The 6,000-nt window shown below is 32.9% G+C and carries 5 protein-coding genes and 1 pseudogene; 3 read left to right on the top strand and 3 right to left on the bottom strand.

Annotation, left to right across the window (positions count from 1 at the left end):
• Positions 1-684 precede the first annotated feature (684 nt).
• The gene (locus ACH0BF_RS13070; protein WP_120031914.1) at positions 685-963 is read right to left on the bottom strand and encodes a DUF3784 domain-containing protein; all 279 of its coding nucleotides are present in this window, start codon (positions 961-963) and stop codon (positions 685-687) included.
• A gap of 383 nt (positions 964-1,346) precedes the next feature.
• Positions 1,347-1,559, bottom strand: coding sequence for a helix-turn-helix transcriptional regulator (locus ACH0BF_RS13065; protein ID WP_220702323.1), 213 nt, complete (start codon positions 1,557-1,559; stop codon positions 1,347-1,349).
• 283 nt (positions 1,560-1,842) lie between these two features.
• On the opposite strand from ACH0BF_RS13065, the gene ACH0BF_RS13060 reads away from it, so the two are divergent.
• Complete coding sequence (locus ACH0BF_RS13060) at positions 1,843-2,307, top strand: hypothetical protein (RefSeq protein WP_120031918.1); 465 nt, start codon at positions 1,843-1,845, stop codon at positions 2,305-2,307.
• Positions 2,308-3,036: 729 nt separating this feature from the next.
• On the opposite strand, the gene ACH0BF_RS13055 is transcribed toward ACH0BF_RS13060, so the two are convergent.
• A complete protein-coding gene (locus ACH0BF_RS13055; RefSeq protein ID WP_120031922.1) occupies positions 3,037-3,216 on the bottom strand; it encodes a DUF6440 family protein in 180 nt (59 codons plus the stop codon).
• 466 nt (positions 3,217-3,682) lie between these two features.
• Here ACH0BF_RS13055 and ACH0BF_RS13050 point away from each other — a divergent pair.
• Together ACH0BF_RS13050 and ACH0BF_RS13045 are read left to right on the top strand one after the other, a co-directional pair.
• Positions 3,683-3,829 (top strand): annotated as a pseudogene (locus ACH0BF_RS13050) (23S rRNA (adenine(2503)-C(8))-methyltransferase ClbB); the annotation flags it as partial.
• 478 nt (positions 3,830-4,307) lie between these two features.
• Entirely contained in the window at positions 4,308-5,786 is a 1,479-nt protein-coding gene (locus ACH0BF_RS13045; RefSeq protein WP_406909456.1) for an Lsa family ABC-F type ribosomal protection protein, read from the top strand.
• Positions 5,787-6,000 lie beyond the last annotated feature (214 nt).

Here is a 6,000-nt window from a genome sequence, read left to right as displayed (position 1 = left end):
ATGTCTATTTTTAGTATAGCATCTAATTCTTAAAATATTTATAGAAAAATATTGACAAACTATTAGCTGGGTTAGTTTAAGAAGAAAATCATAAAAATGGAATTTCAATCGTAATTAATTATGATTTACAAACGAGTATAAGATAACACACTGATCAACCTCCTCACTTTTAACTTTTGGCAGAACACAAAATGTACAGGCAGAGGCATTGATGTTGTGAATAGCCATGGGACTAAAGTCAATGAGGAACAAATGGAGAAGACTTTGGCGAAGATGAATTGAATAAATGGAAAACTCCCACTGAAAAAATTTGAATTCAGTGAGCGTTTTGCCTTAGTTACCTGTTATCAATGGAGACTCGTCCTAGCGAGAATCAATGAAATGTTTTTTCGAATTACTATTATAATTTCTATTTGAAACGGTCTATCCATTGTTTTATGCAGAAATGGAGACCGTTGGCGTTTTAAATATGGTATAAACCTTTGATAACGTACTTACCATCATTTGATTTGATTCAATTAGATAATGTTCTAATCCTTTTTCTTTTGCATATGTTTTATAAGCTCTTCAAGCGTCTGTTACAGTACATTGCCAGTATTTTATTATTAGTACAAGCAAAACAGCACAGGTTCTGCCCAAGAACTGAACCTGTGCTGTTTATTACATATGAACCTCTCTAAATGGTTACTCTACCATCTTTGCATTCACATATACTACTAGTCCTAGGATTACAAGCACGCAAAAAGTAACTAAATATCCTGGAGGTTTAACACCTACCAATCCGCCAAGAATCATTATACATCCAAGAATAACCTCAGTTCTCCCAACAATCTTTGCAAGTTTTGTTTTATCTTTTACGCGTTTTTCATTAAATCCTGATAATAACCACGTCATTTTTTTGACTCCAACCAAATAACCTAACACTAAAAAAATAATACCAATCACAATTAAATTAATATCCACTTCTCAATCACCCCTTTAAAATTTCTTTACAATTAACGGTACAATATAGAAAGGCACGTAAAGCGTTAATAAGAGATACAATAGCAGCATTTCGTTATTCAAATTGATTGTTAGCAATCGTCTAGCATCCAACACTAATAATAAAACCAAGAACGCATTTAATAGATACACACTTCTTAAAGACCATTTTGATATATTAGCATTTACTCGATCATCAAATTCGATTTCATCTGCTTTCATTTTAGTCCGAATATATTTAGCTAAAACAACAAGGAGCGCACATATTATTAGCAGCATCCATTTTAATATGGAATCTTCTAAAGCATATAAAACAAGTAACAAACTAATAATTGGTATGTATGTGAAGATTGTTTTCATCCTTACTACTCCTCCATCCAAAATAGTTGGTCTACTGATACTTCTAAAGCATTTGCGATTAATAAACAAACTTTAATTGTTGGATTATACTTTTGTGCTTCAATTAAATTCATCGTTTGTCTTGTTACACCTACAATTTTTGCTAAATCACTTTGTGTTAAGTTTCCTTTTTCAATTCGCTTCAGTTTCACAGAATTTTTCACTTCAATATCTTTCAAAAATAAACCACCTTTCCGAAGGCAATTCAGTAATTCGGCTTAAATGTCTCCAAACACATTGTAACATATATTTTAACTATGTCATATATATATGACATTCAATTATAAAAATAAGCTCAAAACAATACTTCAACTAGTGATGTTTTTATAAAAAGTTACAGAAAAAGAATAAAAAATTCATTAACGTAAAACGATCATACTTAAACTAACGAGACAGGACTGTGCAACTAATGTTACAATTTATGATATATATTTCGATAGATAAAAATAGGGTAGGTCGAATATGAATAGATTTCTGAAATTATTTATAGGGTTGTATTTAGTTTTTGCATTAACAGGGTGTTTTGGTGAAGATTATGATGTGGGAGTGCCAACTGCTCATTTAAATTTGGATATTGCATCCGTACAATTAACAGAAGCAAATATTAGCTGGGTTACAGCAAGTGAAGATGTACAACAAAAGATAGAGGATACTGAAAAATTTGCATCATCACTGGATGAAATAAAGGTTTTTTCAAATCAGAAAGCCTCTTTAGATTTTAAAGAAAACGAAGAAAATGGGGGAGATATTTGGACAGATCCCAAAATAACAGTTTTCCTATTAAAAGATGACCAACGAATCGAACTCCCATTGGGTGATTCAGGAGAATTTCAATTCCCAACTAATAAAGGTAATTACGTTCTGGAAGTGACATTTATAAATTCGGCAGGGAGTGCTCAGTATTTAGGAAATGTTCTAATTCAGTGATTAAAACACGCCTGTTGTTGGAGTAGCAAACGCTTTAGTTCAACAAGGTAAATAAAAAAGCCCCTATCCATTAAGGATAGGGGCTTTCGTCTGTTATTATTCTTGCCTGATTTGCGGATTGAACTCAAAACTCTCGGCTGATATTCTGTTGAGCTATCGTAGCTGATCCCAGCGTGTTAGACACGCCTATCCAAATTGTTTTCTCCTTAGCAAATGGTTGATATCCCAACTTAGCGCCGACTAGTTTGGCTTGCTTCTCCGCTTCTGTGTTCTTTTTAAAAACACCAGTATAGATGCGATACTTTTCCTTTATAACAGCAGTTATCTTTGTCTCTTCCTTATTCAAAAACCATGATGGCCGTTTGTTCCCTGATCACCTTCCTCACTTTTGATTTCTGATAAAACAAAAAAATATATGTATAGTGGCATTGATGATGTGAATAAGGCTTTAGTGAAGATGTATAGAATAAGTGAAAACTCGCACTAAAGATACTTAAATTCAGTGCGAGTTTCGCTTTGTTTACCTGGTATCCCTTCTAGTGCAAACAGATGAAGTTTTTTTCAAATTACTCTTATGATTATTGATAGCTTTAGCAGGGTCAATTGCGCTAAAGCACCCATTTGAAAAAAAGTTTGATCATTTTCTACCCTATGTTATTCAACAATCGCGCCCGTTTCAGAAACAAGCGGTTAACGGAGCTCTATTGAATGGGCACTTAAACACGTTCTCTACTTTTTAAAATTCTCATCTAACAAAGGTTTTCCTTCTTGATCAACCATAACAGTTAATCCACTTCCAGCACCCGTCTGATTCAACATGTATAGAACCCCGGTCTGATTATCACGAATAACCTTAAAAATCTCTAATTTCCCTTGGGTATAAATAATTTCAAAACGTTTGCTATCCATTATCCCACTCCTCCTTAACCCAATAATTGTTAAAATGATTCATTAATTTTAGATAATCTCCTTAATTTTAACATATGCACCATTCTCATCATAACTATTCCTCCAGAATATGGCCCTTTAATGGAGGAACATAAACAGAGTTTTACAACATCAATAATAAAAAGAAAAACCCTGTTTTATCATTGAATTTTGATTAAACTTTATTAAAATTATCACTCTTTGTTTCAAAACTACAGCGCTCAGATGATTCCAAGTATTGTAGCAAGTCAATATATGGCTGCTCTTTTCTTTTTATAGTATTTTCCTTTCTTCAGGCCCATTTCAGATAAATTTTGATGTCCTTTATCTCCTGAGAATAAAATACTTTATTTCAATAATTCTCCGCTCAGTAAAGTCCAAGCTGTTCTCTAATGCACGTTCAATTTGCTTCAATTTTAATTCATTGAGCCGACCCTGCTCACGTACAGAAGGTCATGTTGTTGACTCTTACAAAAAATTAAAATCACCAGGTATTAATGTGACCATCAGAAGTCAATTTAGAATGGATATAGATGCTGCTTGTGGTCAATTGTATGGAATGATCCAAAGAGCAACAAGCAGTAATTTGAGGTAAAGATGGGGCTGAATTGTATTCCATAAAAAAATTTGTTAATATAAAAATACAATTATGAGAGGACTGATGGATGGACAATGATTAACTAATCTATATTTTTATTTGAAATGAATAACTTCAAACTACAAAATATAGGGTTAGTCTATCCATTTTTACAAATCAGTCTACACTTTATTCGTCATGGTCCCAATGGCAAAAAAAGAACTTATGTAATATAAGTGAAAGGCTAATCCTTCCAATTATAAATTGGGAGGATTTTTTATTCTCTCATAGTTAAGATTGATATTTTTTAACCTGTAACTTTAATCTAATAAATAAAGGAGAGAGAAATGAGCAATTCAGACACTATTGTTACGCATGTAATACTCCGTATAAGTCGTTAATATCCATCAAACTTATGCGGAGAAATTCAGAATAGATGGATGTGCCGACTTTGTATAAGAAGCAAGAAGTGTTGATATACAAAGGAGGAATTATCATGTCAATGATACAAGTTCAAGATTTAACTTTTTCTTATCCAGGTAGCTTTGACAATATTTTTGAAGGTGTAAACTTTCAAATAGATACGGATTGGAAACTTGGATTTATCGGTAGAAATGGACGAGGTAAAACAACATTCTTTAATTTATTATTAGGGAATTATGAGTATAGCGGGAAAATCATTTCTTCGGTAGAATTTAATTATTTCCCTTATCCAGTTTCGAATAAAAACAAGTATACTTATGAAATCTTTGAAGAAATTTGCCCCAATGCAGAAGATTGGGAATTTCTTCGTGAAATATCCTATCTAAATGTTGATGCCGAGGTCATGTACCGACCATTTAAAACATTATCAAATGGGGAACAAACAAAGGTGTTGCTTGCTGCACTTTTTTTGACTGAGGGTCAATTTCTATTAATTGATGAGCCTACCAATCATCTAGACACTGATGCACGAAAGATGGTCTCTGATTATCTAAGGAAGAAAAAAGGGTTTATTTTAATTTCACATGACAGAATCTTTTTAGACGGATGCGTTGACCATATCTTATCTATAAATAGGGCAAATATTGAAGTTCAAAGTGGTAACTATTCTTCTTGGAAGTTAAATTTTGATAGACAGCAGGAACACGAAGAGGCAACAAATCAGCGTCTACAAAAAGACATTGGGAGATTAAAACAGTCTTCAAAGCGTTCAGCAGGTTGGTCTAATCAAGTGGAAGCTTCCAAAAATGGAACAACGAATTCGGGCTCTAAGTTGGACAAGGGTTTTGTAGGCCATAAAGCGGCAAAGATGATGAAGAGAGCAAAGAACCTTGAATCAAGGCAACAAAAAGCCATTGAGGAAAAATCAAAGCTGCTAAAAAATGTGGAAAAAACTGAGTCATTAAAATTAGAGCCATTGGAATTTCAGTCGAGTGAATTGATGGTTTTAACTGATGTGTCTGTTAAGTACGGTAACCAAATAGTGAATAAGCCAATTAGCTTTAAAGTTGAACAAGGTGACCGAATTGTACTTGATGGAAAGAACGGAAGCGGAAAAAGTAGTATCCTAAAACTAATTCTAGGAAATCCGATACAGCATACAGGCTCAATGAATTTAGGTTCAGGCCTCATTATTTCCTATGTCCAACAAGACACTTCTCATTTGAAGGGACTGTTATCAGACTTTATTGAAGAGCATGAGATTGACGAAACGTTATTTAAATCCATCCTACGTAAGATGGATTTTGACCGAATTCAATTTGAGAAAGATATATCTCATTATTCTGGTGGACAAAAGAAAAAGCTGCTTATAGCCAAAAGTTTATGTGAAAATGCTCATTTATATATTTGGGATGAGCCGTTAAATTTTATTGATATTTATTCACGCATGCAGATTGAAGAGCTTATCCAAAGATTTAATCCCACAATGGTTATTGTTGAGCATGATCAGGCATTTCAACAAACAGTTGCAACAAAAATTATATCTATGTAGTTAAATATGAAGAACTCAAGATATAATCAGTAAATCAGGTTAGTAAACTATATGGTGCTTTAGTTGAAGAACATAGCTAAAATGAACAAACTTTTTTATGAAAACTAAACATAAATCTGCAAGAGAAGAATCCATTTTGATCAATCTTTTTTCAAAATGGATTCTTTTATTTACCGTAAAATAATGGTTTATGAGTTGTTTAGGAACAAACTTT

The organism is Pseudobacillus sp. 179-B 2D1 NHS (assembly GCF_045370945.1).
Lineage (GTDB): Bacteria > Bacillota > Bacilli > Bacillales > Domibacillaceae > Pseudobacillus.
The sequence above is the reverse complement of the archived record's forward strand: the minus strand, read 5'-3'. Positions and strand labels throughout refer to the sequence as shown.

Bases quoted from the DNA above. Each gene is read 5' to 3' on its own strand.
- ACH0BF_RS13060 (WP_120031918.1), top strand. From the start codon at position 1,843: ATGAATAGATTTCTGAAATTATTTATAGGGTTGTATTTAGTTTTTGCA.
- ACH0BF_RS13055 (WP_120031922.1), bottom strand. From the start codon at position 3,216: ATGGATAGCAAACGTTTTGAAATTATTTATACCCAAGGGAAATTAGAG.
- ACH0BF_RS13045 (WP_406909456.1), top strand. From the start codon at position 4,308: ATGTCAATGATACAAGTTCAAGATTTAACTTTTTCTTATCCAGGTAGC.